This is a genomic window from Mesorhizobium sp. M0045 (genome assembly GCF_040323385.1).
Taxonomy (GTDB): Bacteria; Pseudomonadota; Alphaproteobacteria; order Rhizobiales; family Rhizobiaceae; genus Mesorhizobium.
Window position 1 is genome coordinate 136,121 of sequence record NZ_JAMYUY010000010.1, and the last position, 22,478, is coordinate 158,598.

Consider the following 22,478-nt stretch of genomic DNA (forward strand, 5'->3'; position numbering starts at 1 on the left):
CGACCTGTTGCTGTCGTCCGGAACGCTCTCATTCAGAGCGCATAAGTGCATTCCGGTCATTCGTGCTCGATCATGCTATACTCCGTCTCGGAAAGTAGCCATTGATGGCTAGGATTTCTGTTCGTCTGCGGAGCCAACTGGATGGGCAGCTCAGATCGACAGCAATGCAACAGCGGCTCCTTGGAAGAGACGGATCAGCTCGCCCTCGGTCGTGAGACTTACGAAGAAAGGGCGTGGGGCGACGCCTATAGGTTCCTCTCGCACGCCGATGAGACGGCTCCGCTTGCCGTGGATGATCTCGAACGGCTGGCGATGTCGGCCTATTTGACCGGGCGCGACGAGGAGTACCTGCGGGCCCTGGAGCGAACCCATCATGCATATCTCGATGCTGGCGAATATCATCGCGCCGCCCGCTGCGCCTTCTGGCTGGGCCTGCGTCTTGTCCTTCGTGGGGAGATGGCTCCGGCGACCGGCTGGTTTGGACGGGCCCATCGACTGGTCGAACGCGAGCCACATGATTGTGTCGAACAGGGTTATCTGATGCTGCCCCGCGTCGAACAGCATCTTGCTGCCGGCAACCTTGAGGCATCCTACGCTGCGGCCAGCGCCGCAGTCGAGATTGGCGAGCGCTTTGCGGACGCGGATCTCGTTGCCTGTGCGCGGCACCTGCAGGGCCGTGTTCTGCTACGTCAGCGGCGGACCACAGAAGCTTTCGCGCTTCTCGATGAGGCGATGGTTTCGGTCACGGCCGGCGAATTGTCGCCGCTTTTTACCGGCTTGATCTACTGCAGCGTGATCGAAGCGTGTCAGCAAGTCCATGCTCTGGGCCGCGCACGCGAATGGACTTCCGCTCTGGGGCGATGGTGCTCGGAACAGCCCCAGCTGATCAGTTTTAGCGGCACCTGCCTGATGCATCGCGCTGAAATCAAGCGGCTCAGCGGCGCATGGCAGGATGCAATCGACGAAGCGCAGCATGCCGTGGAGCGTTTGACGCAGTCAAATAATCGAAAAGATACGGCTGGGGCTTGGTACCAGTTGGCGGAAGTACACCGCCTCCGTGGAGACTTTGAAGCGGCCGAACAGGCATATCGGAATGCAAGCCAATATGGCTTCGAACCGCAGCCGGGCCTTGCCCTGTTGCGGTTGGCCGAAAGGCACATCGATGCGGCTGTGGCCGCAATCCGGCGCGTCATGGCCGCGACGACCGACCAAGTGAAGCGCATTCGGCTGTTGCCAGCTCACGTCGAGATCATGCTGGCGGCTGACGACATCGAGGAAGCACGCCGTGCCTGCCACGAACTGTCGGAGGTTGCAGAAAGCTACGGAACCGAACCGTTGCGCGCCCTTGCCGCCCACGCGCGCGGAGCGGTGGAACTGGCAGAAGGCGAAGCGCAGGCCGCGGCGATTTGTCTGCGCCGGGCAATAGAGGAGTGGCAGCAAGTCGACGCACCATACGAAGCAGCGTGCGTACGCGTCATCATGGGCCTGGCATACCGCGCGCTCGGTGACGAAGACGGCGCGACACTGGAGCTGCAGGCAGCACGGACAGTATTTCAGCAGCTTGGTGCCACGCCCGACGTTTCTCGCATCGATGCCCTGCTTGACATGCGGTCGGAGGAAGCCAGCAGTCTCTCTGCCCGCGAGTTGCAAGTCCTCCGCCTGATCGCTTCTGGCAAAACCAACAAGGAAATCGCCAACGAACTGCATTTGAGCGGAAAGACAGTAGACAGGCACGCAAGCAACATCTTCAACAAGCTCGACGTCCCCACTCGCACCGCCGCCACCGCTTGGGCCTACGAGCACCGCCTAGTCTGAGCGTGCCCGGCATGGGTGGAATCACCCATGCATAGTCGGCGCCGATTGGGTGGTTCGCCCGAAGCGCCGCCTTCCCTTCCGGCCTAAGCTTGCACCTGTCGGCTATGGATGCGCGCCGCCTCGGCGCAACTCGCCTGCAGACTGCAGGACGGACTCGGTGATCGCGCTGCAAACATCCGGCCACAATGAAAGGAGGAAGCGATGTCACGTACCGATACCGGGATGCGGGTTGCGGGCGCCTGGCTTGCAATTGCTTCTGTACTCTTAGGTTTCGTCCTGGTCGGTCACGGGCCGATTCATCCCGACCTCGCCCTTCAAATGCACATCATCGCCAACAACGTCACCCTGTGGGTGGTCGTGCATTGGGCCGCCGCGGCAGCACTGTCGCTGTTCGTCGTCGCGAGCCTGATCGTGCTGACCGCGGGCTCTCGCCTGACCGAACACTGGTGGACCCTATCCGCCTGGGCGGTGGTGCCGGTCGGCGCCCTCTGGACAATGACCACCGCCGTGGCCGAGGCCACCACCGTCGCCGATGCCGCCGCCGCCAACGATATGGCGCGCTTCTCGGCCTGGTGGGCGTTCGCCGAAGGCAAGGCCAACGGATTCATGTTCCTATGTCTGGCGGTTGTCGTGATCGCCGGCAATGAGGCGCTGAGCCGGCAACAGATAACGCCGACCTGGGCGTCACTGGTCGGAGTTGTGGCCGGGCTTGCTGCCTTTGCCGGCTGGCCGTTGGGCATGTGGTTCGGCATCTGGCTGGGCAGCCTCGTCTGGGTTGCGTCGTCTTTCGTGATGGCCCTTTGGACGTTGTGGTTCGGATTGGGGCTCGCGCGAACCGAGATCAGCGTGTCAAGCGCTCGCAGCTCAAGCTCTGGCGCGTGAGCAACCCAAGAGGCCGGGCGGCACGCGCAAGACGAAATCGTCCTATCAACATTAGGGAGGCCATGATGACTCACGTTGAAGGTTACACCGCCACCCCGGCGGCGATTGATTCGAACCGCATATCCGGAGAAGCTGCGCGCAAGCGCCTGCTCACCGGGTTATCGATCGCCGAACGGCGGCTCGAATTGGCCGGCATCTCGACCGTGCTACTGGAAGGGGGCGCGGGATCACCGATCGTGCTGTTGCATGGCCCAGGAGAACATGCAGCAAAGTGGCTGAGAATTCTTCCGGAGCTTGTGAGAACGCATCACGTAATCGCGCCCGATCTGCCGGGCCACGGCACGTCGGGGACCCTCGAGGGACCGATTCATCCCGATCGTGTTCTCGCGTGGCTTGGCCAACTCATCGAACGCACCTGCCCAACGCCGCCCATTCTTGTCGGCCAAATTCTTGGCGCCGCAATTGCTGCTCGCTTTGCCGCCAAGCACGGTAACCAGCTCCGCTGCTTGGTGCTGTCGGACGCGCTCGGCCTTGCGCCGTTTCAGCCGGCGCCTGAATTCGGTGCGGCCCTCGCCGCGTTCATCACGGAGCCAAGTCCGGAAAGCCATGACCGCCTCTGGCAGCAATGCGCCTTCGACCTCGACGCGCTGCGTGATCATATGGGCGAGAACTGGGAGCGGCTGCGAGCCTACAATCTCGATCGCGCGCAGGCGCCGGAGTTGAAGCCGACCCAGCAAGGTCTGATGGAGCAGTTCGGATTTCCCGCAATCCCATCAGAGGAACTGGCGCGCATCAGAATCCCGACCTTCCTGATCTGGGGGCGGCACGATCTTGCCACCCCATTGCCTGTAGCGGAAGCGGCGAGCGTCCGATTTGGGTGGCCGCTCCACATTATCGACGGCGCCGCCGATGATCCGCCGATCGAGCAGCCTGCCGAATTTGTAAAGGTGCTGCGGGCTGCTCTTACCGCAGCCGGATCCGCGGCTCCTCAGGCGCTGCCCGACACACGTGAGGCTTGGGACCGAATTGCCTCGGGTTACGATCGGACGAATACCGAAACACAGATGTGGCTTGGCAATGAGAGTCTGGTCAGGGCAGGGCTCCGCGCGGGCATGCGCCTTCTAGACATTGCATCCGGCAGCGGCGCGCTCAGTATCCCGGCAGCTCGGATCGGTGCCGAGGTACTCGCCGTCGACCAGTCGCCCGTCATGCTCCGCCTGCTGCGAGAGCGCGCGAGCCGCGAAAGCCTGGAAATCGACACCCGCGTGATGGACGGGCATGCGCTTGCCTTTGACGACGACAGCTTTGACATGGCGGGGTCTCAGTTTGGGGTCATGCTCTTTCCCGACATGCCGAAGGGCATTCGGGAGATGACGCGGGTCGTCAAACCTGGAGGGCGGGTGCTGGTCATTGCCTATGGCGACCCGCATCGGATTGATTTCCTTGCATTCTTGATTGGGGCCGTTCAGGCGGTACGACCGGAGTTTAATGGTCCGCCCATGGATCCCCCACCACTGCCGTTTCAGCTCAGCGATCCGGAGCGGCTTGCCGGCGAACTGGCGAAGGCTGGACTGAACGGCGTCAATGTCGAGACGATCACCGAGAGCACGGCGTTCAAGTCAGGTGCTGAGCTATGGGATTGGATCGTTTGGAGCAATCCGATTGTCGAGGACGTGCTTGGCAGCCTCGCGTTGAGCGAAGGCGAGCGCGTGGTCATTCGCCAGACGCTCGATCGCATGGTGCGCGAACGGGTCGGCGATGACGCTTCAGCCATTCTCAGAAACCCCGTCAATATTGGCATCGGCACCAAATGACTGCGCGGGCGATGGACCGGAGGATGGTGACCGAGAAGGTGGCCCGCCCGAACAGATTCGAACTCCTGCCCTCGGGGACTAGAGGAGCGCAAGGTGCGACGAAGTCGTTCTGGGTTTTATCCTTGGGTTCGCCGGACCATACGAGATGATATGAGACATATGGGTTGGCGAACCAGCCGCTCTGTAGAAAACAGCGTCCCTTAATCCGGCAATTGGATCTGAAGCTTTACGTCCGCCGGCCGGGCTTCGACTGCGCGGTCGAAGGCGGTGATGGAGTCTTCGAAGGGGAAGGTCGCCGAAATCAATGGTTTGAGATCGACGCGGCCCGATCCCATCAGTGCGATCGCCCGGTCATATTGGTGGGCATAGCGGAATACCGTCTCGATGCGGATTTCCTTGGTAGAGGCCGTAGCGATGTCGAACGCCACCGGCGCGACCGGCAGGCCGACCACGACCAGGGTACCACCGGGCCGCGGCAGATCGAGCAGGGTCTCCCATGCCTTGAACGAGCCCGAGCATTCAAACACCACGTCGGCGCCCCAGCCGTCGGTCAGGCGCTTGACCTCCGCGGGCAGGCTCTTGTCGCGGATGTTGACCGGGATCACACCCTGGTAGCCGGCCGCAATGTCGAGCTTGGGTTGGGCGAGATCGGCGACGATGGCGCGGGCGCAGCCGCCGGCCAGCGCGGCGATCGCCACCATCGTGCCGATCGGCCCGGCGCCAATCACCACCGCGGTGTCACCCGGCGCAATCTTCGCTTTGGCCGCCGCCTGCATTCCGACAGCGAAGGGCTCCACCATGGCGCCCTCGGCGAAGCTGACATTGTCGGGCAGTTTGAAAGTGTAGTTGGCGGGGTGGACGACATAGGGCGTCAGCACGCCGTGGATTGGCGGCGTTGCCCAGAACCTGACCGCTGGATCGATATTGTAGAGGCCGAGCCGGCTCGCCCGCGAATTGGGATCGGGGATACCCGGCTCCATGCAGACGCGGTCGCCGACCTTCAGATGCTCGACGCCTTCCCCCGTTTCGACGACGGTGCCGGCGGCTTCATGGCCCAAGACCATCGGCGCTTCGACCACGAACGGGCCGATGCGGCCATGCGTGTAGTAGTGCACGTCGGAGCCGCAGATGCCGACAGTGTGGATTTTGATGCGAACTTCGCCCGGGCCGACGGTCTGTGGCAGATCGATGTCACGCAGCTTGAGTTCGTGTTGGCGTTCGAGGACAAGGGCGCGCACGTTCGTCATCGACGTAGTCTCCTCTAAAGCCGATCGTAGGGGCCTTTAACCCTCTACGGGTATACACACCGTCCATCTATGCATCATTGTTCTCCGGGCTGGCGCTGTGGCCCCGATAGACGCGATCAAGCGCAGGCGGGTTCAGTTGGTGCTGGTTGTGGGGGTGAACCCGCACTGCTTCTGTTCCATATCGATCTGTTTCGTGATGCGGACGGCGTTCTGCGCGTAGGCCTCCGTCACGGAGCCACTATTCACGGTCTTGCCCTTCAGCGGACTCACGCCTGCGCAGAGGTGGAAAACATGCGGCTCAGCGGACTTCGCGGCTCCGGCTTCCGGCGCGATCCAGTAGACGACATCCTGACCGGCGGGGTGGCTCGCGTCCCGCGTCGCCGCCGTTACCGCGGCGGTGTCCGTCGCGATCGCCTGCGCCTGAGCGGCGACATCGGGCGAACAGGCGGTGGTGGGCTGCCCCGACTTGATCTGGGCTGCGCATGCGTTCATATCCTGGGTGTACTGCTCGACCGACGGGGGTTTGAAACTGATCCCCATGACCGTCGCGAGCACGGCCAGCGCAGCGCCGACGCCGCCGGCAACCTTCTTGGTCCGCGGATCCATGTTTTTGTCGGTGAGGATCAGGAAAACCAGCGGGAGGAAGGCAATCAGCGTGATGATTGCGCCGAGCTGGTTTTGGAAGAAGAACCTGGCCGCGTCGGATGCACGGGCCGGATCGTGCCTGTTGGCCGCCTTCCACAGCAAGTTGCCGGCGATTGCGAAAATCGCGATGCCGACCAAAAGGCCGATGACCAGCGGCAGGTGTGCCTGGTCGAACTTGTTCTGGCGAAGCAGCATAATTCCGTAGATCTCGCCGCCAATAGCGACGATCCACGAGAGTGCGGCGAAAAGGCGAAGACGCGTGGCGGAAGACTTCTGGCCCTGCGTCGCTTGCCAATCCTTGGTAACGTCTGGCTTGTTGTCGGTCATTGACCAGATCCCCTGATATCGACACTTCTGCGGGCGACGTTAGACCAGAAGGCCAACCCGCCCGGCGCAGCAGCATTGAACGAGCGCCACCTGCCTTAGCGACGCGGCGAAAATGTGAGCGCCACGGCAGGCCTCATCTCCATTCATAATTCATATTGCGCATGAGCGAGTCCGTCCAGACCCACGCAGGCAGACGCCTATGCGGCGATGGCTCCGTTCTTCTTAATCTCCGGCTCGAACTTGATGGAGCGGACTGACAACTTACGGCCAATAAATGCGACGTAGAGTATCTGCTCGGCAAAGAGGGCTCCTGTACAACTCCGACGTCGCAGGGGGCAGATCAACCGGTTCGGCCAACATCAGAATCAGTCGAACGAGGGGCGAGCGCGAATCCACGATGCCTGACGGCTTTCTAAAAGGCATCAATGCCATTCAGTCGCCGCATGGACGCCAAGCTTTGGCCCCCGACCATCTGCATTGATAATAATGCAGATTTGCATGATCTTATCGCGAGAACAGGAATGTTTAACATGGCAACGTTGACAGTGACGACAAGGGGACAGGTGACGTTCCGCAAGGCCGTGCTGCAACATCTGGGCATCAAACCGGGCGAGAAGATCGAGCTTGATCTGCTGCCCGACGGTCGGGCGGAATTGAGGGCTGCACGGGCGAAGGGGTCGTTCCGGGACCTCCACGGCTTCCTCAGAGGCAAGACGAACGGCCGGGTGCTCAGCATCGAGGAGATCAACGAGGCGATAGCGGAAGCGGGCGCTGCGGCCGGGTCCGGCAAGGAATGAGGGTGACGGCCGACACGAATGTGCTGCTGTGCGCCATGTCGCCGATGATGAGGCGCAGGCGGCCATTGCCGTCGACCTGCTGGCCAAAGCGGACATCGTGGCCGTGAGCTTGCAGGCCTTGTGCGAGTTCGCCTGGATTCTGGCCCGGCAGTACCAGACAGAGCGCGAAAATATTGGCGCGGCGATCCGGGCGTTGCTGAACACCGCGAATGTTGTCGTCAACCGGCCGGCAGTTGAGTCAGGGCTGTTAGTCCTCGATGCCGGCGGCGATTTCGCCGACGGCGTGATCGCTTTTGACGGCGGCTGGCTTGGCGGGGAGACTTTCGTCTCGTTTGACCGGAAGGCCGTCAAACTGCTCTCGGCGCGGGGACAATCCGTACAGCTTCTTTTCTAAGTCTCTTTCCGCGGTGGTCTTTCGCCCTGTGCTGTCGCGTCTTTAGAGGCCGCTGCGAGCAATCGGATTCTGTCTGCGGCATGGATGTCAGATCGGAATGGCGGGGTGAGAGCCGACGATCGCCGATAGATGGTTGTGGAAATCGTTAGAATTCCCCAACTACCAGGCCGACTTGGTCGCGCAGATCGCGTAGCGATGCTGCGTCGAGCGTTCCAGCGCCCTGAGGAAATACATGTGCCGCGCCTGCGCACGATGAATTGCGCCGAGCCGGGTGTCGACCACGGGCATCTCAAAGCCAGCCTCCACCAGAAGCGCGCAGACCTCGTCCGCTTTGGCGCCGCTCGAAAAGTGCAACCGTGACAGGATGCTGCCATGGCGGTCCGCCATCGCCTGATCCAGTTCGTGGACCGGCCCGACTGTCCGGCCAACGGCCCTTTTCAGGACTTGTCGCAGAGAGGTTACCCAGGTCTTACTGACGAAATCACCATCAATGATCAGCAGCCGTCCGCCAGGCTTGAGCAGCGAGAACCATTCGGCGAATGCCGCTCGCGGATCCACCAACGTCCAGACGAGATGACGGGTGACGAGGACGTCGTAGCTCTCTGCTTTTTCAAGGGTTCGCTCGGCGTCGCCGATCAGAAACCGGATGCCGCTTTCCCTCTGCGTCGCCTTTGCACGCGCGCGGGCAAGCATGGCCTCTGACCAATCGAGCCCGGTCACGGCATAACCCAGGTCGTGCATGAGATGGGATATGACCCCGGTGCCGCAAGCGAGGTCGAGCGCGCGACGCCCATCCCCGCGCCCCAAGTGCTTGAGTATCAGCCTGTGCCAGGCCAGGCGTTCCCGCTGTGAGAAGATTTCATGCCCCACCGAAAGGTCGAATGTTCCGGCGCGCGTCGACCAATAGTCGCGTATCTCATCCCGCAGCGAATAATTGGGCTCGCCCGCCATTCCAGACCCCTTGTCGTCGTACCAGTCTGAAATGGCTCTAAAAGATATTTCTTGAGAATTTAAGTCATCTTTTATAAGCCACCTCTGGCTAATCCATTTCAAGAGAGGGCGCGATGAATTTCGGAAAGATCCCAGCAGCGACGATGGCGGCCGCCATCGTCGCTCTGTCGATGACGCTGGCCGCCAGGGCCGAAATGGTTGCAGTGACTGACATCACGGGCCGCCAGGTCGAGGTGAACGTCCCGGTGGAGAGGGTAATCCTGGGTGAGGGCCGGCAGGTCTATCTCGTCGCGGCACTCGACACCGAGGATCCGTTCAAGCGCATCGCTGGCTGGCGCGAGGATTTCAGCCAAGCGGATCCGGACAATTACGCCGCCTATCTGGAAAAGTTCCCAAGGATGGCGAATATCCCCACATTCGGCGGTTTCAAGGACGGCACTTTCGACGTCGAGCAGGCGGTATCGCTCAAGCCCGACGTCATCGTGATGAACATCGAGTCGAAGCAGGCCACGGAAGACGCCAAGTATATCGAGAAGCTCACCGCTGCCGGCATTCCGTTGGTTTATGTCGATTTCCGGGAGCGTCCCTTTACCAACACCGAACCCAGCATGCGCCTGTTTGGCAGGCTGTTCGGCAAGGAGGAGCGCGCCGAGGAATTCATCACCTGGCGCGCCGCCGAGATCGCGCGCGTTACCGACGTAATCGAGAAGGCCAAGCCGGAAAGGCCCAAGGTCTTCATCGAACGCGCCGGCGGCTATTCGGACGATTGCTGCATGAGCTTCGGCGACGACAATTTCGGCAAATTCGTTGAGATGGCAGGCGGTGACAACATCGCCAAGGACATCATCCCCGGCACCTTCGGCACACTCAATCCCGAACAGATCATCGCCTCCGACCCGGATCAGATCATCGTCACCGGCGGTTCGTGGGAAGCCTATGTACCGGGCGGTGCCTGGGTGGGCGTCGGCCCCGGCCGTGATGAGGCGGAGGCGGTGCGCAAGCTGAAGGCGCTGACCGAGCGGCCGGCGCTGACCGGCGTGAAGGCCGTCGAGGACGGCGCGGTGCATGCCATCTGGCATCAGTTCTACAACAGTCCTTATCAGTTCGTGGCCATCCAGCAGATGGCGAAGTGGCTGCATCCCGATCTTTTCGCCGACCTTGATCCCGAGGTGACCTTCAGCGAGTTGCACAAGAAATTCCTGCCGATCGCATACAGGCCCGGCCACTGGGTCTCGCTGACCGATGTCGATTGAATCGACGGCGGTCAGCACCGCGCTCGACAGCACCGATGGACGAGGGCGTTACCGCGCTCTCGTCTGGCGGCGGCAGTTGATCCTTGTCGGCCTCGGCGCTGCCCTGCTCTTCAGCCTGTGCGTCGACCTTGCGGTCGGTCCCGCCCGCTACGACCTCGGCGAGGTCGTGCGGGCCCTTGTGTTCCCCGACACCGTGCCGCAGCAGGTGCGCGTGGTGCTCTGGGACATCCGCATGCCGGTGGCCCTGATGGCGATTGTCGTAGGAGCGGCGCTCGCCGTGGCCGGCGCGCAGATGCAGACCATCCTCAACAACCCGCTGGCGAGCCCCTTCACGCTCGGCATATCCGCCGCCGCGAGCTTCGGCGCCGCGCTTGCGCTTGCCTTCGGGGTGAGGCTTGTCCCCGCCGCAGTCGAGTATGTAGTGCCGATCAACGCCTTCGTGATGGCGATGCTGGCGGCCTTCCTCATTCACGTGCTGAGCGTCAAGCGCGGCGTCAGCGCGGAGACCATCGTGCTGCTCGGCATCGCGCTGGTTTTCACCTTCAACGCGCTGCTCGCGCTCGTCCAGTTTTTCGCGTCGGCGGAAGCGCTGCAGGCGGTCGTCTTCTGGACAATGGGCAGCCTCACCAAGGCCACTTGGCCTAAGCTTGCGGTCACCACATTCATTCTCCTCGCAGTCTTACCCATTTTCGCCCGGCGCGTCTGGGCGCTGACGGCGTTGAGGCTCGGTGAGGACAAGGCGGCCAGCTTCGGCGTCAAAGTCGGTCGCCTGCGGCTCGAGACGCTCATCCTGGTGAGCCTCCTCGCCGCCATTCCCGTCGCCTTCGTCGGCACCATAGGTTTTATCGGCCTCGTGGGCCCGCACATCGCGCGCATGGTCATCGGCGAGGACCAACGCTTCTTCCTGCCCGCCTCGGCGCTCGCGGGCGCGCTCATCCTGTCGGCCAGCTCGGTCGTCAGCAAGTCGCTTATCCCGGGGACGGTTTTCCCGATCGGCATCGTCACCTCGCTGATCGGCATCCCCTTCTTCATCTCGCTCATCCTGTCCAGCACGAGGCGCTCATGGTGACGATCCGGCTTGAGGCGCTCGGCGCGGGCTACGGCACGAGCCTCCGGCTTCGGGATGTGACGACCCCAGCGTTCGAGGGCGGAGACATTGTGGCCGTGATCGGTCCGAATGCCGCCGGGAAGTCGACGCTCTTCAGGCGCATCGCCGGCCTCCTGCACGGACCGGGAGCAATGCATGTCGAGGGGGCCATTCGCGGGACGAGCGGCATCTGCTACATGCCACAGGAAACGTCCGCCAACGCGGTGCTCACCGTCTATGAGTCAGTGTTGCTCGCCCGCAAGCAGGGTATGGGCTGGTCCGTGGGCGACGATGATCTGGCTCGCATCGACGAGACCCTTGCGGCGCTCGGCATCGCCGACATCGCTTTCCGCAACATTGGCGAGCTTTCCGGCGGCCAGCGGCAACTCGCCAGCCTGGCACAGACGCTGGTGCGCGAGCCGGAGGTCCTGCTGATGGACGAACCGACATCAGCACTCGATCTGTCGCGGCAGGTGGAAGTGCTCGGTCTCATGCGGGAACTTGCCAGGGCGCGAGGCATGGTCGTGCTGATCGCCCTGCACGACCTCAATCAGGCCCTGCGCTTCAGCGATCAGACAATGGTCATCGCGGACGGCCGGCTGGTCGCATGCGGGCCAACGCGGGACATCATTACCTCACATCTGCTGCGGGACATTTATCATCTCAACGCGCGCATCGAGCCGTGCTCGCGCGGCATCGGCCATGTCATCGTGGATGGCGTGGCGGATGGGCGTCGGACGCTCATAATGCCGGCAGCGGAGACCGAATCCGGGCTTCAGAGCAGATTCGAGGCGGCAACCGTTCCGGCCGCGTGACGGCAACCGCATTAAGCCGGTTGATCGACGCCCGCACTGATCGACCTGGTCCTCTGACCGCTGATTGAAGGCGACAGCGTGCTTGCATTCAACTCAAGGCGTGGCCGGCCAATCCATAGACCCAAGGCCCATTGTCTTCCCGGTTCAGAAAGCGGCGCCCCTTGGACATGGTCGTAACGGTCTCGGCAATGCCGAGGCCGCACTGCTGGAGAAACGCGGCAAACACGCCACCCTTCTCGCGGGTGTCGACGCGGGCAAATCGTCCTGCCAGTCCCTTCAGATGCACGGCTGTAAGATGGACCGCGTCGAGATCGTTTCGCGCGACCATCGGGCCGATCACGTGACCACGCCCGAACTCGCGACACATGGAATAGCCGACGATCTCGCTGCCGCGGCTCAAAGTGCAGATTGAGGCATCGGCCGCGAGCAACGTGAGCAGCCTCTCGCGGTTTGTCCCAAACGCGCGGGTGTCCAGCGCCGTGATCTCCCTCAGCCTGTCGCTCGACAGCGCCTGCAATTGACCGTCCAGGGACGGCACTGTTGGGAGGATCGGTGGCACTTCCCCCTGGCGCATGTATACAGTCGCCTCGGTCGTGAAACCGAGTGAGACATAAAGAGGATAGGCAGCATGGGTAGCATTGAGTGCCAAGTTGCGATCGCCGCACTGCTCGAGAACTAGCTCCATGAGCCACCGGCCGCCTCCTTGCGCTTGCGTGCGGGGCGTTGTGATCACTACGCCGATGGTGGCGAAATCGTCCCCGTGAGGAAACCACATCGCGCTGCCGAAAACGCGTCCAATACCATCAACGGCAACGATGCCCTGGCCGGCGCGACGCAGTAGGTTCCAATCCTTCGGCCGATGAGGCCAGCGGACTGAGATCGAGAGCGCGTGCAGCAGCTCAACGTCGACATCATTGATGTCCCGCGCGGCCAGTTCGAAGGATTTCAGGCGTACTGATCTCTGCATCTCAGTCGATCCTTCAACAAATGCGCAAGGCACGCGGTGTGACGTTGTGATCGATCGCCATCGCGACATGCCTCTTTTGCCGTAGCATTATACGGGAAAGCCAGCAGGTTTCGCTGGTTCGAGGTGCTTTTTCGCAATCTTCGGCCAAAGCATGACGCAATTCGGCAGGGAACTCTGCTGCCTGCGGATACGCTGATTGCACCCGGTGATAATGTGCGATTAGAGCGGACCGCCATGAACGTGGAAGAAATCCTCGCGACGCTGATTGGATTTCCCTCTGTTGTGGGCACGCCAAACCGCGCGATCGTCGATTGGATCCGCGACTACTGTCAGGCAGCCGGAGCCGAGGTGACGGTTCTGCCCGGTCCCGAGGGTGACCGGTCCAATCTCTTCGTGACGATCGGCCCGCGCCAGGGTCGGGGCTACATCATCTCCGGACATATGGATGTCGTGCCGGCCGGCGAGCCGGAATGGAGCTCGGATCCGTTCGTCCTGCGCGGAGAGGGCGGCAGGCTATACGGCCGCGGCACCACCGACATGAAGGGCTTCCTCGCCTGCGCATTGGCCGCGCTCCCAGGACTTGCGGCGATGAACCTGCGGCAGCCAGCTCATCTCGCATTCTCCTATGACGAAGAGGCGGGGTGCCGTGGTGTGCCGCATCTCCTGGCCGCGTTGCCGAGCTTATGCGAGAGGCCGCTTGGCGCCATTATCGGCGAGCCGAGCCGGATGCAGCCTGTGCGCGCGCACAAGGGGAAGGCCGCCGCGCGGCTCGAGGTGATGGGGCGATCCGGCCATTCCTCACGCCCCGATCTCGGACTCAATGCTGTGCACGCCATGGCCAGCGTCATCGCGAACGCCGTGGCGTACGGCCAATCCCTCGCCGACGGGCCGCTCGATGAAAATTTCGAGCCCCCATATTCTTCCTTGCAGGTGGGCGTGATCGCCGGTGGACAGGCGGTCAACATCATCCCTGGCCACTGCACAGCCGATATCGAGGCGCGCGCCGTGCCCGGCGTTTCTCCTGCCTCCCTGCTTGAGCCGGTCAAGGCCCGGCTTTTCGCTCTGCGAGACAGCGGCTTCGATGTGGCGTGGCATGAGTTGAGCACCTATCCCGCCCTTGCGCCCGCCAACGGGAGCGCGCTAGCGGCCGTTCTGACCGAGCTGACCGGGCAGGAGCCGCTCACAGCCGTCAGCTTCGGCACGGAGGCCGGGCTTTACCAGCAGGCCGGCATCGACGCGATCATTTGCGGTCCTGGCGACATCGGCCGTGCCCATCGTCCCAATGAGTATATCGAGATCGGTGAACTCGCCGCTTGCCGGAAGATGATCGAGGGGCTCGGCGCGCGTCTTGCGGCCTGAAGGAAGGGCGGTCGCCATGGCGTTTCTTTTCAATTCCGATGCGGCGCGTGCTGCGATCTTCCGCGAGATATTCGCGCGCGAGCTCCCGGATCTGGAATTCTTCCATTCCGGAGATGAGATGGAGCCGGAGAAGGTGCGCTATCTCATCACCTGGACGGTGCCGGACGAGATCTCGCGCTACCGCAATCTGGAAGTGCTGTTTTCCATCGGCGCGGGCGTCGACCAGTTCAAGCAGGACGTGGTGCCAAGCCATGTGAAGCTTGTACGCATGGTCGAGGACGGCATCATACGCATGATGCAGGAATACGTCGCGCTCGGCGTGTTGGCGCTCCACCGCGAGATGCCCGCCTATCTTGAGCAGCAGAAAAAGTGCTTGTGGAAACCGATTGCCGCTCGACAGGCGGCCGAACGCCGGGTTGGCTTTCTCGGCCTTGGCATGCTGGCGCAGGCGGCTATCGAGCGTTTGAGGCCCTTCCAGTTTCAGCTTGTCGGGTGGAGCCGCAGCGAAAAGCGGATCGAGGACGTCGCCTGCTTTCATGGCCCGGATCAACTCGCGGGCTTTCTGAAGCGGACGGATATTCTCGTCTGCCTGCTCCCGCTCACGGAACAAACGCACGGCATGCTCGATGCGGAGTTCTTCGACTTACTGCCCGCCGGGGCGCAGCTGCTGCATGTCGGCAGGGGTCCGCAACTGGACCAGACGGCGCTGATCGATGCGCTCGACACCGGTCACGTATCTGCGGCGATGCTTGATGTCACCGATCCAGAACCGCTTCCGGAAGACCATCCGCTGTGGTCGCATCCGAAGGTGATGATAACGCCGCACATCGCCTCGGTGACGCAACCGCAGACGGCGGCACAATCCGTCGTCGACAACATCCGGCGCCACCGCGCCGGAGAAGAACTGATCGGCCTCGTCGATCGGACACTCGGCTACTAACAAGGAAACATCACATGTCACTTCTGATCACGATCGACACAGTTCCAGACTTCGCGCCGAAGGAGGCATTACCGGCTCCGGAGCGGCTCATTTCGGGCAATCCATCCTTCAAGACCTGGGCGCAGGATGCCTCGAAAGGTGAGAAGGTTCTGACCGGCGTCTGGGAGGCGACGCCCGGCGAGACGCATTCGATCAAGGGCACTATCTACGAGTTCTGCCATATCGTTTCGGGTCTCGTCGAAATCGAGGAGAAGGGCGGTGAGACCAAGACTTACCGCGCCGGCGACAGTTTCGTGATGAAACCCGGTTTCGTCGGCGTCTGGCGCACGATCGAGACCGTGCGCAAGATCTACGTCTGCGTTTATGACTGAGTTCAGTGCTCAAGGTCCGGCCGAATAGCGCGCGGCGGTTCCAGAACAATCGGCTTTCCAGGTTCCGCCTGACGCGATTCGACGCCGTCGGAGGCATCAACCTCGACGGAAAATGCGGCAGGCGGTCGACTACTGTTCCGGTCACGCCAGTGCGAATGAGGACCTCCACCAATGAAGACCTACAAGATAGCGCTGATCCCCGGCGACGGCATCGGCAAGGACGTGACGCAGGCGGCATGGCAGGTGCTGCAGGCGGCGGCTAAGCAGGGCGGTTTCGTGCTTGATGACACAAGATTCCCGTGGTCGTGCGCCTACTACCTGGAGACCGGTGCAATGATGCCGTCAGACGGCATCGATACACTTCGAAAATTCGATGCGATCTATCTCGGCGCTGTGGGCTGGTCCGCGGAAGTGCCCGACTCAGTATCGCTTCACGGACTGCTCCTGCCGATCCGGAAAGGCTTCACGCAGTACGCCAACATACGACCGCACCGGCTGTTGCCGGGCGTTCAGGGGCCCCTCCGCTCCGATGGTTTCGATATCCTGTGCATCCGCGAGAATACGGAAGGCGAATATTCCGGCGCCGGTGGGCGCGTTCATTCCGGCACGGCCGATGAGGTCGCGGTTGAGACTGCGATCTTCACGCGTACGGGTGTCGAACGGATCATCCGTTTCGGTTTCGAACAGGCGCGGGCGCGTCGCAAGAAGCTCGCATCTGTCACCAAATCCAACGCGCAGAAACACTCCATGGTTTTCTGGGATGAGGTCACGCGCGAGGTGGCGAAAGACTATGCCGATGTGGAGGTCTCCCACTACCACATCGACGCCATTGCCGCCCGCATGGTCCTGGTGCCGGAAAGCCTCGACGTAATCGTCGCATCGAACCTTTTCGGCGACATCCTCACCGATATTGGAGCGGCCATTCAGGGAGGGCTGGGTTACGCCGCTTCCGCCAATATCAATCCCGATCGCAGCGTGCCTTCCATGTTCGAACCGGTCCATGGTTCGGCGCCCGACATCGCGCATCTCGGCGTCGCCAATCCGATCGCCGCGATCTGGTCCGGTGCCATGATGCTCGAGCATCTGGGCGAGGGGCACGCTGCGGCGCAAGTGATGTCGGCAATCGAGTCCGCAACCGCGCGGGGGATTGGCACGATCGCAGGCAAGGACAGGACTGAAACAATCACGCAGGCCGTGCTGGCAGGATTAAGCTGAAAGGGGCAGAGGAAAGACCATGAATGCGATGACGAAGATTGGCATGTTCAACGACTCCGACCTTTTTCGCCAGCAGGCGCTGATTGGCGGTGTCTGGCAGGATGCGGAAACGAAGGGCGCGGTCGATGTCGTTGACCCTGCCAGCCAAAGTGTTCTCGGCACCGTTCCCGCAATGGGGGAGAACGAGACGAGAGCGGCAATCCATGCCGCGGCCGAGGCCTTCAAAGGCTGGAAGAAAAGGACGCATGCCGAGCGTGCAGGATTTCTGGAGCGCTGGCACGACCTCATCCGCCAGCACGAACAGGATCTCGCGCTCCTGCTGACGCTGGAACAGGGCAAGCCGCTTGCCGAGGCGTTGGCGGAAATCCGCTATGGCGCATCTTTTGTGAAATGGTTCGCCGAAGAAGCGCGCCGGATCGGTGGCTCGACCATTCCCTCACCCACGGCCGATCGCCGCATTCTGGTGCTGAAAGAACCCGTCGGCGTCTGCGCCATCATCACGCCGTGGAATTTCCCCAACGCGATGATCGCACGCAAAGTAGCACCGGCGCTGGCCGCAGGTTGTGCGGTTGTCATCAAGCCGTCGGAATTTACGCCATTCTCGGCGCTGGCGCTCGGCGTTCTGGCGGAACGGGCAGGTATCCCTGCAGGCGTGATCAACATTGTGACCGGCATGCCCGTCGAAATCGGCAACGAACTGATGGCAAATCAGACGGTGCGCAAGATCTCGTTCACCGGTTCGACCCGCGTCGGTGCGCTGCTCATGCGCGGCGCGTCCGATACCATCAAGCGGCTGAGCCTGGAGCTTGGCGGCAACGCACCCTTTATCGTCTTTGACGACGCCGATCTGGATAAGGCAGTTGAAGGGGTGATCGCATCCAAGTTCCGCAATGGCGGTCAAACCTGCGTCTGCGCGAACCGGATTCTTGTGCAGGAAGGCGTTTACGACGCTTTCGCCGAAAAGCTGAGCCAGCGCGTCACGCGGATGAAGGTTGGCGCAGGGACCGACGAGGGCACTGAGATCGGCCCGATGATCAACGCGGCCGCGATCGACAAAATCGGGCGTCACATCGCCGATGCTCAGGCGAAGGGTGCGCAGATCATCGCCCAAAGCGAGACGGTGCCGGAGGGCAAGCAATATGCACGGCCCGTCGTGCTGGGAGAGGCTACTACCGATATGCTCCTGGCATCGGAAGAGACGTTCGGTCCGGTGGCACCGCTTTTTCGCTTCGAGACGGAGGAAGAGGCCATCGCCATCGCGAACGGTACGCCGTTCGGCCTTGCCGCCTACTTCTACACCGACAACCTCAAGCGCTCATGGCGTGTTGCCGAGGCACTGGAGTTCGGTATGGTCGGGCTCAACACAGGCATGATCTCGACCGAGGTTGCGCCTTTCGGCGGTGTCAAGCAGTCGGGAGTGGGGCGCGAAGGATCGCAGCTCGGCATCGAGGAATATCTCGAGGTCAAGGCGCTTCATGTTGGCGGGCTTAACTAGATATCTTGCATGCCGGTGGAAATACCTGCAGCCCTAAAGCGTTGGAATCACAAGAAAGGGGCGGTGAAAACCGCCCCTTTCTCTATCGCGACCAGTGATTATTAACGTCTGGGAGTGCCTCAGCCTGGTGCGACTGCGCCAGCAAACAAAGTTCAGGCGAATTCCCGAACAGGCTCCAGCCCGACGGCGCCAGCCAGACCGCCGATATCCTTGATTTCGGTATATTCGTAGAAGGGGTTCGCAGGTTCATGGCCGCGGTTCACCCAGACCTTGCTCTTGATGCCAAGATCATAGGCCGTCATGAGATCGTAGCGGAATGAAGACGACACATGTGTGATGTCCTCCGGGCCGCAGCCTAGCTTCTCGAACATATATTCGAAGCCCTTCATCTGGGGCTTGTAGGCGCCGGTCTCCTCGGCCGTGATGACCATGTGAAAGGGTGCGCCGAGTTTCTCCACATTCGACATGATCAGGCTCTTCATGGAGTTCGACAGGATCACCAGCGGAATCTCCTTGGCGACCTTGGCCAGGCCCGCCGGGACATCCGGGTGCGGACCCCATGTCGGCACTTCCGCATAGATGCGCTGGGCATCTTCGGGCCGGAATGCGACGCCGTTGCGCTTGCAGGTCCGTTCCACGGAATTGTGCACGACCTCGCTGTACGGCTTCCAGGCGCCAAGAACCTCGTCGAGGCGATAGGCCGAGAAATCCTTGATGAACTGCGCCATCCCAGCTGGGGAGAGCTGCGCGCCGTATACGCGTCTCGCCGCACCGGCCATGTCGAAGTTGGTCAGCGTACCATAGCAGTCGAAGGTGATGTATTTCGGTCTGAACTGGGTCATGGGCGTCGATCCTTCCAATCCTGTCGGCACCGCGTGCCTTTAACAGCAAGGATCATAATGAGGACCGGAGAAGACTAGTGGCCGCATTCGATGCGCCCTGAAGCAGATTGTTTTGTATTGCGTGAGAGCTTTGGCAGAGAGTTGCGCCTGAGTTCGTTTCGAGCTTCGGCGGGAGCGCGATCCTTCTGCCGTGCGTCGGCATAAGATGCGGCGCCGGCGACAAAGGAAAGTCAAAACGCCCATCGCTCAGGTTCTGGTCGGGAGGAACTGCTGCCCGCGGCGGGCTATCTTCGGCCTATGCGAATTCAGGCCCGAAATGAACCATGACCGCGCAGCAGATCACGCTGGAAAACGAGCTGAAGGACGAAACCGCACCACACCGGACTTACGCTCTCGTCAGTCAGGTCCCAAGCTGAATCGGAGGAAGCAATGCTGGCAAACTCACTGATCGAACTCGATCGCGCACATCTGGTTCACCCGTTTTCATGCTATCGAAGCCACGAGGAGACGGGCGTGCGGGTGCTCAAATCCGCCAAAGGCGCAACCGTGACCGATGCAAGCGGGAAAACCCTGCTGGACGGATTCGCCGGTCTATGGTGTGTAAATATCGGATATGGCCAGGAAAGCGTCATTGAAGCAGCGGCAAAGCAGCTAAGAGAGCTTCCCTATGCGACGGGATATTTCGGGCTCGGATCCGAGCCTGCCATTCGCCTTGCTGCCAGGCTTGCCGAGCTGGCGCCCGGCAATTTGAACCATGTCTATTTCACGCTTGGCGGCTCCGACGCGGTCGACAGTACGATCCGCTTCATTCGCTATTACTACCATGCCAAGGGTACGCCGCAAAAGGACCAGTTCATCTCGGTGGAGCACGGCTACCATGGATCCTCGACGGCAGGGTCAGGTCTGACCGCGATCCCGGCTTTTCACGCGGGTTTCGGCGTGCCTTACGACTGGCAGCACAAGATTCCCTCGCACTACGCCTATCGCAATCCGGTCGGTTCCGATCCGCAGGCGATCATCGGCGCATCGGTCGCGGCCCTGCGGGCCAAAATTGCAGAACTCGGCGCGGGCCGCGTTGCGGCCTTCTACGCCGAACCAATCCAGGGTTCGGGCGGTGTCCTCGTTCCACCGACAGGTTGGCTGAAGGCTCTGCACGCCGTGTGCAAGGAACACGACATCCTGTTCATTGCCGACGAAGTTATCACTGCCTTTGGCCGCACAGGCCCTCTCTTCGCCTGTGAGGAAGACGAGGTCGTGCCGGATTTCATGACCACGGCGAAGGGACTGACCTCGGGCTACGTGCCGATGGGCGCCGTCTTCATGTCGGACCATGTGTACAATACGATCGCGGACGGAGCCGGCAAAGCGGCTGTCGGCCATGGCTATACCTATTCGGCCCATCCCGTGAGCGCGGCGGTCGGGCTCGAATGTCTGCGTCTCTATGAAGATGGCCTGCTCGAGAATGGGCGGAAGGTGGGGAAGCGGTTGATGGAAGGCCTTCGCTCGCTCGCCGACCACCCGCTGGTTGGCGACATTCGCGGTCGCGGCATGCTGGCAGCAATCGAGTTGGTCACCGACAAGGCACGCAAGACACCGCTGCCGGCGGCGGCCGATCCGGGGCGCCGCATCTTCGAGCGCGCGTGGGCAAACGGCCTTGTCGTCCGTGCCTTCAACAGCGGCATCCTCGGCTTTGCGCCGCCGCTCTGCTGCACCGACGACGATATTGATGGAATCCTCGAACGCACGCGGATGACGCTGGACCAAACCCTCGAAGATAAGGATGTGCGGGCAGCGATGAAGGCATGATCAGCGGGCGCATTGCATTGACCAGGGCTAAACTCACGCCGTCCGGGTCTTTCGCATGTGTCCCGGCCTAAGTATCAGCCCAGACGCTTCTTTCTCCGTTGTACGAACGCTTGGCTCGCCGTCACCGAGGCTTCACGTCCGCCACTTGCCAAACCTGGTCAGCGGCGCACCCACTGATCGACTTTTGCCCCTGTCACCCATCGCGCAGCAAAGATGATGGTCGGGCGATTTGTCTCCACGAATCGTCGACCTCGCATCGGCCACGCTGAAGCTCAGCGAGGTCGGTCGTGACTCGTTGCACGGCGAGTTCGGGTCTCTTCGGCCTGGAGCCCGCCATTGAGACAATTCCCGCCCGCTCAAGGGCCGCCAAGGAGCGGGATACGTTCGGCTGCGGACGCGCCGCCAACCTGCACAGCTCCGTGATGCTTTGCGGTCGATACCGATGCATCAGCGCCACCAGCCGACAATTCTCAGGGGTCAACGCCCGCAGAATCTCTTCCGGCGCACACGACTGAGCCATTGGTTCAGGGACCACCAGATGCCCGGCCTCCTGAACCGTCGCCGCCGCCATCACTGTCGTGCGTGTTTTCCTAAGTAAGAGGTTTCCAAGTAAACAATGGCCTCGAGGAAAGACGGAAATGCCTCTTTTACCCTGTCGAGGCTTTCCTGGACCTTGTCGGTTTTCAGGTCAAAACCGTACCGATGCCTCACCAAGTGACGGAATCCGTGTAACTCACTCAAGGACTGATAAAGCTCGGGGTCGAGCACAGCCGGCCGGATGCCTGCAATTTCCGCCGACATCTGATCGAGCACGTCCTGGTGCATCGTAGGCCCTTGGGGAACGAGGCCGTCTATGTCGTTGGAGAGGCTGAGCAGGATGTCCTCGATGCTGTTGTAGACATTGTGGACTCCCAGCGAAACTGCTGCGACCGCGCCCCATTCGCCGAGTGACAGCTCACTCCGATGAGCCGCAAGATATTCCTCGATTTGCTGCAGTTCCTTCGCAGCGCGCTCGATTTTTGGCGACAGTTTTGCGAATGCCGGATGCTTAAACGCTGTCATTAAGCAATTCCTGCACTCGTTCGGACGAAACGTCTGAGGCAAAGATCAGGTCATAAGGAATGTTCGTTCCCCGAAGCTGGTCTGCGACCAAGCGCTCTACCATGGCCCGGCGCGCCGGATCAGTGCGTCCGTGCACCAGCAGATCTACGTCAGAGTGGACGCGGAAACGGTTTTTCGCGAGGGATCCGACAACAGAGATATCGACGCCGCGGGCTTTGGCGTTCCGGAGAATACGCGATACACAGGCTTGCGCAGTCATCCGGCGATCGTCAGCTCTTCGGTGGATCAAAGTGTCAATCTTGTTCATCTTTTCGCCTGTTGCCTTTGCTCCAACTGTGACCCGAGGCGAGATTGTCGCAACTCCGCAAGCTGTGCGCGCTACCTGCCTATACAT

The 22,478-nt window shown here is 61.6% G+C and carries 21 protein-coding genes and 1 pseudogene; 14 read left to right on the top strand and 8 right to left on the bottom strand.

Annotation, left to right across the window (positions count from 1 at the left end; translation table 11 throughout):
- The first annotated feature begins 141 nt into the window (after positions 1-141).
- From NKJ72_RS17725 to NKJ72_RS17735, 3 genes are all read left to right on the top strand, one after another.
- On the top strand, positions 142-1,815 hold the full coding sequence (locus tag NKJ72_RS17725) for a LuxR C-terminal-related transcriptional regulator (protein WP_352478635.1): 1,674 nt from the start codon (positions 142-144) through the stop codon (positions 1,813-1,815).
- A 201-nt stretch (positions 1,816-2,016) separates the two neighbouring features.
- A complete protein-coding gene (locus NKJ72_RS17730; protein ID WP_254819764.1) occupies positions 2,017-2,697 on the top strand; it encodes a hypothetical protein in 681 nt (226 codons plus the stop codon).
- Positions 2,698-2,762: 65 nt separating this feature from the next.
- The gene (locus NKJ72_RS17735; protein ID WP_352478637.1) at positions 2,763-4,511 is read left to right on the top strand and encodes an alpha/beta fold hydrolase; all 1,749 of its coding nucleotides are present in this window, start codon (positions 2,763-2,765) and stop codon (positions 4,509-4,511) included.
- A 200-nt stretch (positions 4,512-4,711) separates the two neighbouring features.
- Here the strand turns inward: NKJ72_RS17735 and NKJ72_RS17740 are convergent, their stop codons facing one another.
- Together NKJ72_RS17740 and NKJ72_RS17745 are read right to left on the bottom strand one after the other, a co-directional pair.
- The gene (locus NKJ72_RS17740; protein WP_352478639.1) at positions 4,712-5,758 is read right to left on the bottom strand and encodes an NAD(P)-dependent alcohol dehydrogenase; all 1,047 of its coding nucleotides are present in this window, start codon (positions 5,756-5,758) and stop codon (positions 4,712-4,714) included.
- Positions 5,759-5,890: 132 nt separating this feature from the next.
- Positions 5,891-6,730 (bottom strand): hypothetical protein, encoded by an 840-nt coding sequence (locus NKJ72_RS17745; protein WP_352478641.1) that lies wholly within the window; start codon positions 6,728-6,730, stop codon positions 5,891-5,893.
- Between the two features lie 530 nt (positions 6,731-7,260).
- On the opposite strand from NKJ72_RS17745, the gene NKJ72_RS17750 reads away from it, so the two are divergent.
- Positions 7,261-7,527 (top strand): AbrB/MazE/SpoVT family DNA-binding domain-containing protein, encoded by a 267-nt coding sequence (locus tag NKJ72_RS17750; RefSeq protein ID WP_352478643.1) that lies wholly within the window; start codon positions 7,261-7,263, stop codon positions 7,525-7,527.
- A pseudogene (locus NKJ72_RS17755) lies at positions 7,524-7,921 on the top strand (type II toxin-antitoxin system VapC family toxin). The gene NKJ72_RS17750 and the pseudogene NKJ72_RS17755 overlap by 4 nt, the downstream one beginning before the upstream one ends.
- A gap of 159 nt (positions 7,922-8,080) precedes the next feature.
- Here NKJ72_RS17755 and NKJ72_RS17760 read toward each other — a convergent pair.
- On the bottom strand, positions 8,081-8,872 hold the full coding sequence (locus tag NKJ72_RS17760; protein WP_352478645.1) for a class I SAM-dependent methyltransferase: 792 nt from the start codon (positions 8,870-8,872) through the stop codon (positions 8,081-8,083).
- Positions 8,873-9,015: 143 nt separating this feature from the next.
- Between NKJ72_RS17760 and NKJ72_RS17765 the strand changes: the two genes are divergently transcribed.
- The 3 genes from NKJ72_RS17765 to NKJ72_RS17775 are packed head-to-tail and all read left to right on the top strand — an operon-like array spanning position 9,016 to position 12,027.
- Positions 9,016-10,125: an ABC transporter substrate-binding protein gene (locus NKJ72_RS17765; protein ID WP_352478765.1), complete on the top strand. Its 1,110-nt coding sequence runs from the start codon at positions 9,016-9,018 to the stop codon at positions 10,123-10,125.
- Entirely contained in the window at positions 10,115-11,194 is a 1,080-nt protein-coding gene (locus NKJ72_RS17770; RefSeq protein WP_352478646.1) for a FecCD family ABC transporter permease, read from the top strand. Before NKJ72_RS17765 ends, NKJ72_RS17770 begins: the two co-directional genes overlap by 11 nt.
- Positions 11,188-12,027 (top strand): ABC transporter ATP-binding protein, encoded by an 840-nt coding sequence (locus NKJ72_RS17775; protein ID WP_352478648.1) that lies wholly within the window; start codon positions 11,188-11,190, stop codon positions 12,025-12,027. Before NKJ72_RS17770 ends, NKJ72_RS17775 begins: the two co-directional genes overlap by 7 nt.
- An 88-nt stretch (positions 12,028-12,115) precedes the next feature.
- Here the strand turns inward: NKJ72_RS17775 and NKJ72_RS17780 are convergent, their stop codons facing one another.
- Positions 12,116-12,994 carry a GNAT family N-acetyltransferase gene (locus NKJ72_RS17780; RefSeq protein ID WP_352478650.1) on the bottom strand — a complete coding sequence of 293 codons (879 nt, stop codon included), beginning with the start codon at positions 12,992-12,994 and terminating at the stop codon, positions 12,116-12,118.
- A gap of 234 nt (positions 12,995-13,228) precedes the next feature.
- Here NKJ72_RS17780 and argE point away from each other — a divergent pair, with 234 nt between their 5' ends.
- The 5 genes from argE to NKJ72_RS17805 all read left to right on the top strand — a co-directional run bounded on the left by argE (position 13,229) and on the right by NKJ72_RS17805 (position 18,374).
- Entirely contained in the window at positions 13,229-14,353 is a 1,125-nt protein-coding gene (gene argE / locus NKJ72_RS17785) for an acetylornithine deacetylase (RefSeq protein WP_352478652.1), read from the top strand.
- A gap of 16 nt (positions 14,354-14,369) precedes the next feature.
- Entirely contained in the window at positions 14,370-15,293 is a 924-nt protein-coding gene (locus NKJ72_RS17790; RefSeq protein WP_352478654.1) for a 2-hydroxyacid dehydrogenase, read from the top strand.
- A gap of 14 nt (positions 15,294-15,307) precedes the next feature.
- On the top strand, positions 15,308-15,664 hold the full coding sequence (locus tag NKJ72_RS17795) for a cupin domain-containing protein (protein WP_023678793.1): 357 nt from the start codon (positions 15,308-15,310) through the stop codon (positions 15,662-15,664).
- A 171-nt stretch (positions 15,665-15,835) separates the two neighbouring features.
- Entirely contained in the window at positions 15,836-16,879 is a 1,044-nt protein-coding gene (locus tag NKJ72_RS17800) for a tartrate dehydrogenase (RefSeq protein WP_352478656.1), read from the top strand.
- Positions 16,880-16,898: 19 nt separating this feature from the next.
- Positions 16,899-18,374, top strand: coding sequence for an NAD-dependent succinate-semialdehyde dehydrogenase (locus tag NKJ72_RS17805; RefSeq protein WP_352478658.1), 1,476 nt, complete (start codon positions 16,899-16,901; stop codon positions 18,372-18,374).
- A 152-nt stretch (positions 18,375-18,526) separates the two neighbouring features.
- Here NKJ72_RS17805 and NKJ72_RS17810 read toward each other — a convergent pair whose 3' ends face one another.
- Positions 18,527-19,216, bottom strand: a complete 690-nt coding sequence (locus tag NKJ72_RS17810) for a haloacid dehalogenase type II (protein WP_352478660.1) — start codon at positions 19,214-19,216, stop codon at positions 18,527-18,529.
- A gap of 429 nt (positions 19,217-19,645) precedes the next feature.
- On the opposite strand from NKJ72_RS17810, the gene NKJ72_RS17815 reads away from it, so the two are divergent.
- On the top strand, positions 19,646-21,022 hold the full coding sequence (locus NKJ72_RS17815) for an aspartate aminotransferase family protein (RefSeq protein WP_352478661.1): 1,377 nt from the start codon (positions 19,646-19,648) through the stop codon (positions 21,020-21,022).
- A gap of 193 nt (positions 21,023-21,215) precedes the next feature.
- Here the strand turns inward: NKJ72_RS17815 and NKJ72_RS17820 are convergent, their stop codons facing one another.
- The 3 genes from NKJ72_RS17820 to NKJ72_RS17830 are packed head-to-tail and all read right to left on the bottom strand — an operon-like array spanning position 21,216 to position 22,391.
- The gene (locus NKJ72_RS17820; RefSeq protein WP_352478766.1) at positions 21,216-21,593 is read right to left on the bottom strand and encodes an HVO_A0114 family putative DNA-binding protein; all 378 of its coding nucleotides are present in this window, start codon (positions 21,591-21,593) and stop codon (positions 21,216-21,218) included.
- Positions 21,593-22,084: a ribonuclease toxin HepT-like protein gene (locus tag NKJ72_RS17825; protein WP_352478663.1), complete on the bottom strand. Its 492-nt coding sequence runs from the start codon at positions 22,082-22,084 to the stop codon at positions 21,593-21,595. The genes NKJ72_RS17820 and NKJ72_RS17825 overlap by 1 nt, the downstream gene beginning before the upstream one ends.
- On the bottom strand, positions 22,071-22,391 hold the full coding sequence (locus tag NKJ72_RS17830) for a nucleotidyltransferase domain-containing protein (RefSeq protein ID WP_352478665.1): 321 nt from the start codon (positions 22,389-22,391) through the stop codon (positions 22,071-22,073). Before NKJ72_RS17830 ends, NKJ72_RS17825 begins: the two co-directional genes overlap by 14 nt.
- Positions 22,392-22,478: the final 87 nt, after the last annotated feature.

Bases quoted from the DNA above. Each gene is read 5' to 3' on its own strand.
- NKJ72_RS17805 (WP_352478658.1), top strand. From the start codon at position 16,899: ATGAATGCGATGACGAAGATTGGCATGTTCAACGACTCCGACCTTTTT.
- NKJ72_RS17770 (WP_352478646.1), top strand. From the start codon at position 10,115: ATGTCGATTGAATCGACGGCGGTCAGCACCGCGCTCGACAGCACCGAT.
- NKJ72_RS17740 (WP_352478639.1), bottom strand. From the start codon at position 5,758: ATGACGAACGTGCGCGCCCTTGTCCTCGAACGCCAACACGAACTCAAG.
- NKJ72_RS17810 (WP_352478660.1), bottom strand. From the start codon at position 19,216: ATGACCCAGTTCAGACCGAAATACATCACCTTCGACTGCTATGGTACG.
- NKJ72_RS17735 (WP_352478637.1), top strand. From the start codon at position 2,763: ATGACTCACGTTGAAGGTTACACCGCCACCCCGGCGGCGATTGATTCG.
- NKJ72_RS17795 (WP_023678793.1), top strand. From the start codon at position 15,308: ATGTCACTTCTGATCACGATCGACACAGTTCCAGACTTCGCGCCGAAG.
- NKJ72_RS17815 (WP_352478661.1), top strand. From the start codon at position 19,646: ATGCTGGCAAACTCACTGATCGAACTCGATCGCGCACATCTGGTTCAC.
- NKJ72_RS17825 (WP_352478663.1), bottom strand. From the start codon at position 22,084: ATGACAGCGTTTAAGCATCCGGCATTCGCAAAACTGTCGCCAAAAATC.
- NKJ72_RS17765 (WP_352478765.1), top strand. From the start codon at position 9,016: ATGGCGGCCGCCATCGTCGCTCTGTCGATGACGCTGGCCGCCAGGGCC.
- NKJ72_RS17830 (WP_352478665.1), bottom strand. From the start codon at position 22,391: ATGAACAAGATTGACACTTTGATCCACCGAAGAGCTGACGATCGCCGG.
- NKJ72_RS17790 (WP_352478654.1), top strand. From the start codon at position 14,370: ATGGCGTTTCTTTTCAATTCCGATGCGGCGCGTGCTGCGATCTTCCGC.
- NKJ72_RS17820 (WP_352478766.1), bottom strand. From the start codon at position 21,593: ATGGCGGCGGCGACGGTTCAGGAGGCCGGGCATCTGGTGGTCCCTGAA.
- NKJ72_RS17775 (WP_352478648.1), top strand. From the start codon at position 11,188: ATGGTGACGATCCGGCTTGAGGCGCTCGGCGCGGGCTACGGCACGAGC.
- NKJ72_RS17725 (WP_352478635.1), top strand. From the start codon at position 142: ATGGGCAGCTCAGATCGACAGCAATGCAACAGCGGCTCCTTGGAAGAG.
- NKJ72_RS17780 (WP_352478650.1), bottom strand. From the start codon at position 12,994: ATGCAGAGATCAGTACGCCTGAAATCCTTCGAACTGGCCGCGCGGGAC.
- NKJ72_RS17745 (WP_352478641.1), bottom strand. From the start codon at position 6,730: ATGACCGACAACAAGCCAGACGTTACCAAGGATTGGCAAGCGACGCAG.
- NKJ72_RS17800 (WP_352478656.1), top strand. From the start codon at position 15,836: ATGAAGACCTACAAGATAGCGCTGATCCCCGGCGACGGCATCGGCAAG.
- argE (WP_352478652.1), top strand. From the start codon at position 13,229: ATGAACGTGGAAGAAATCCTCGCGACGCTGATTGGATTTCCCTCTGTT.
- NKJ72_RS17730 (WP_254819764.1), top strand. From the start codon at position 2,017: ATGTCACGTACCGATACCGGGATGCGGGTTGCGGGCGCCTGGCTTGCA.
- NKJ72_RS17760 (WP_352478645.1), bottom strand. From the start codon at position 8,872: ATGGCGGGCGAGCCCAATTATTCGCTGCGGGATGAGATACGCGACTAT.
- NKJ72_RS17750 (WP_352478643.1), top strand. From the start codon at position 7,261: ATGGCAACGTTGACAGTGACGACAAGGGGACAGGTGACGTTCCGCAAG.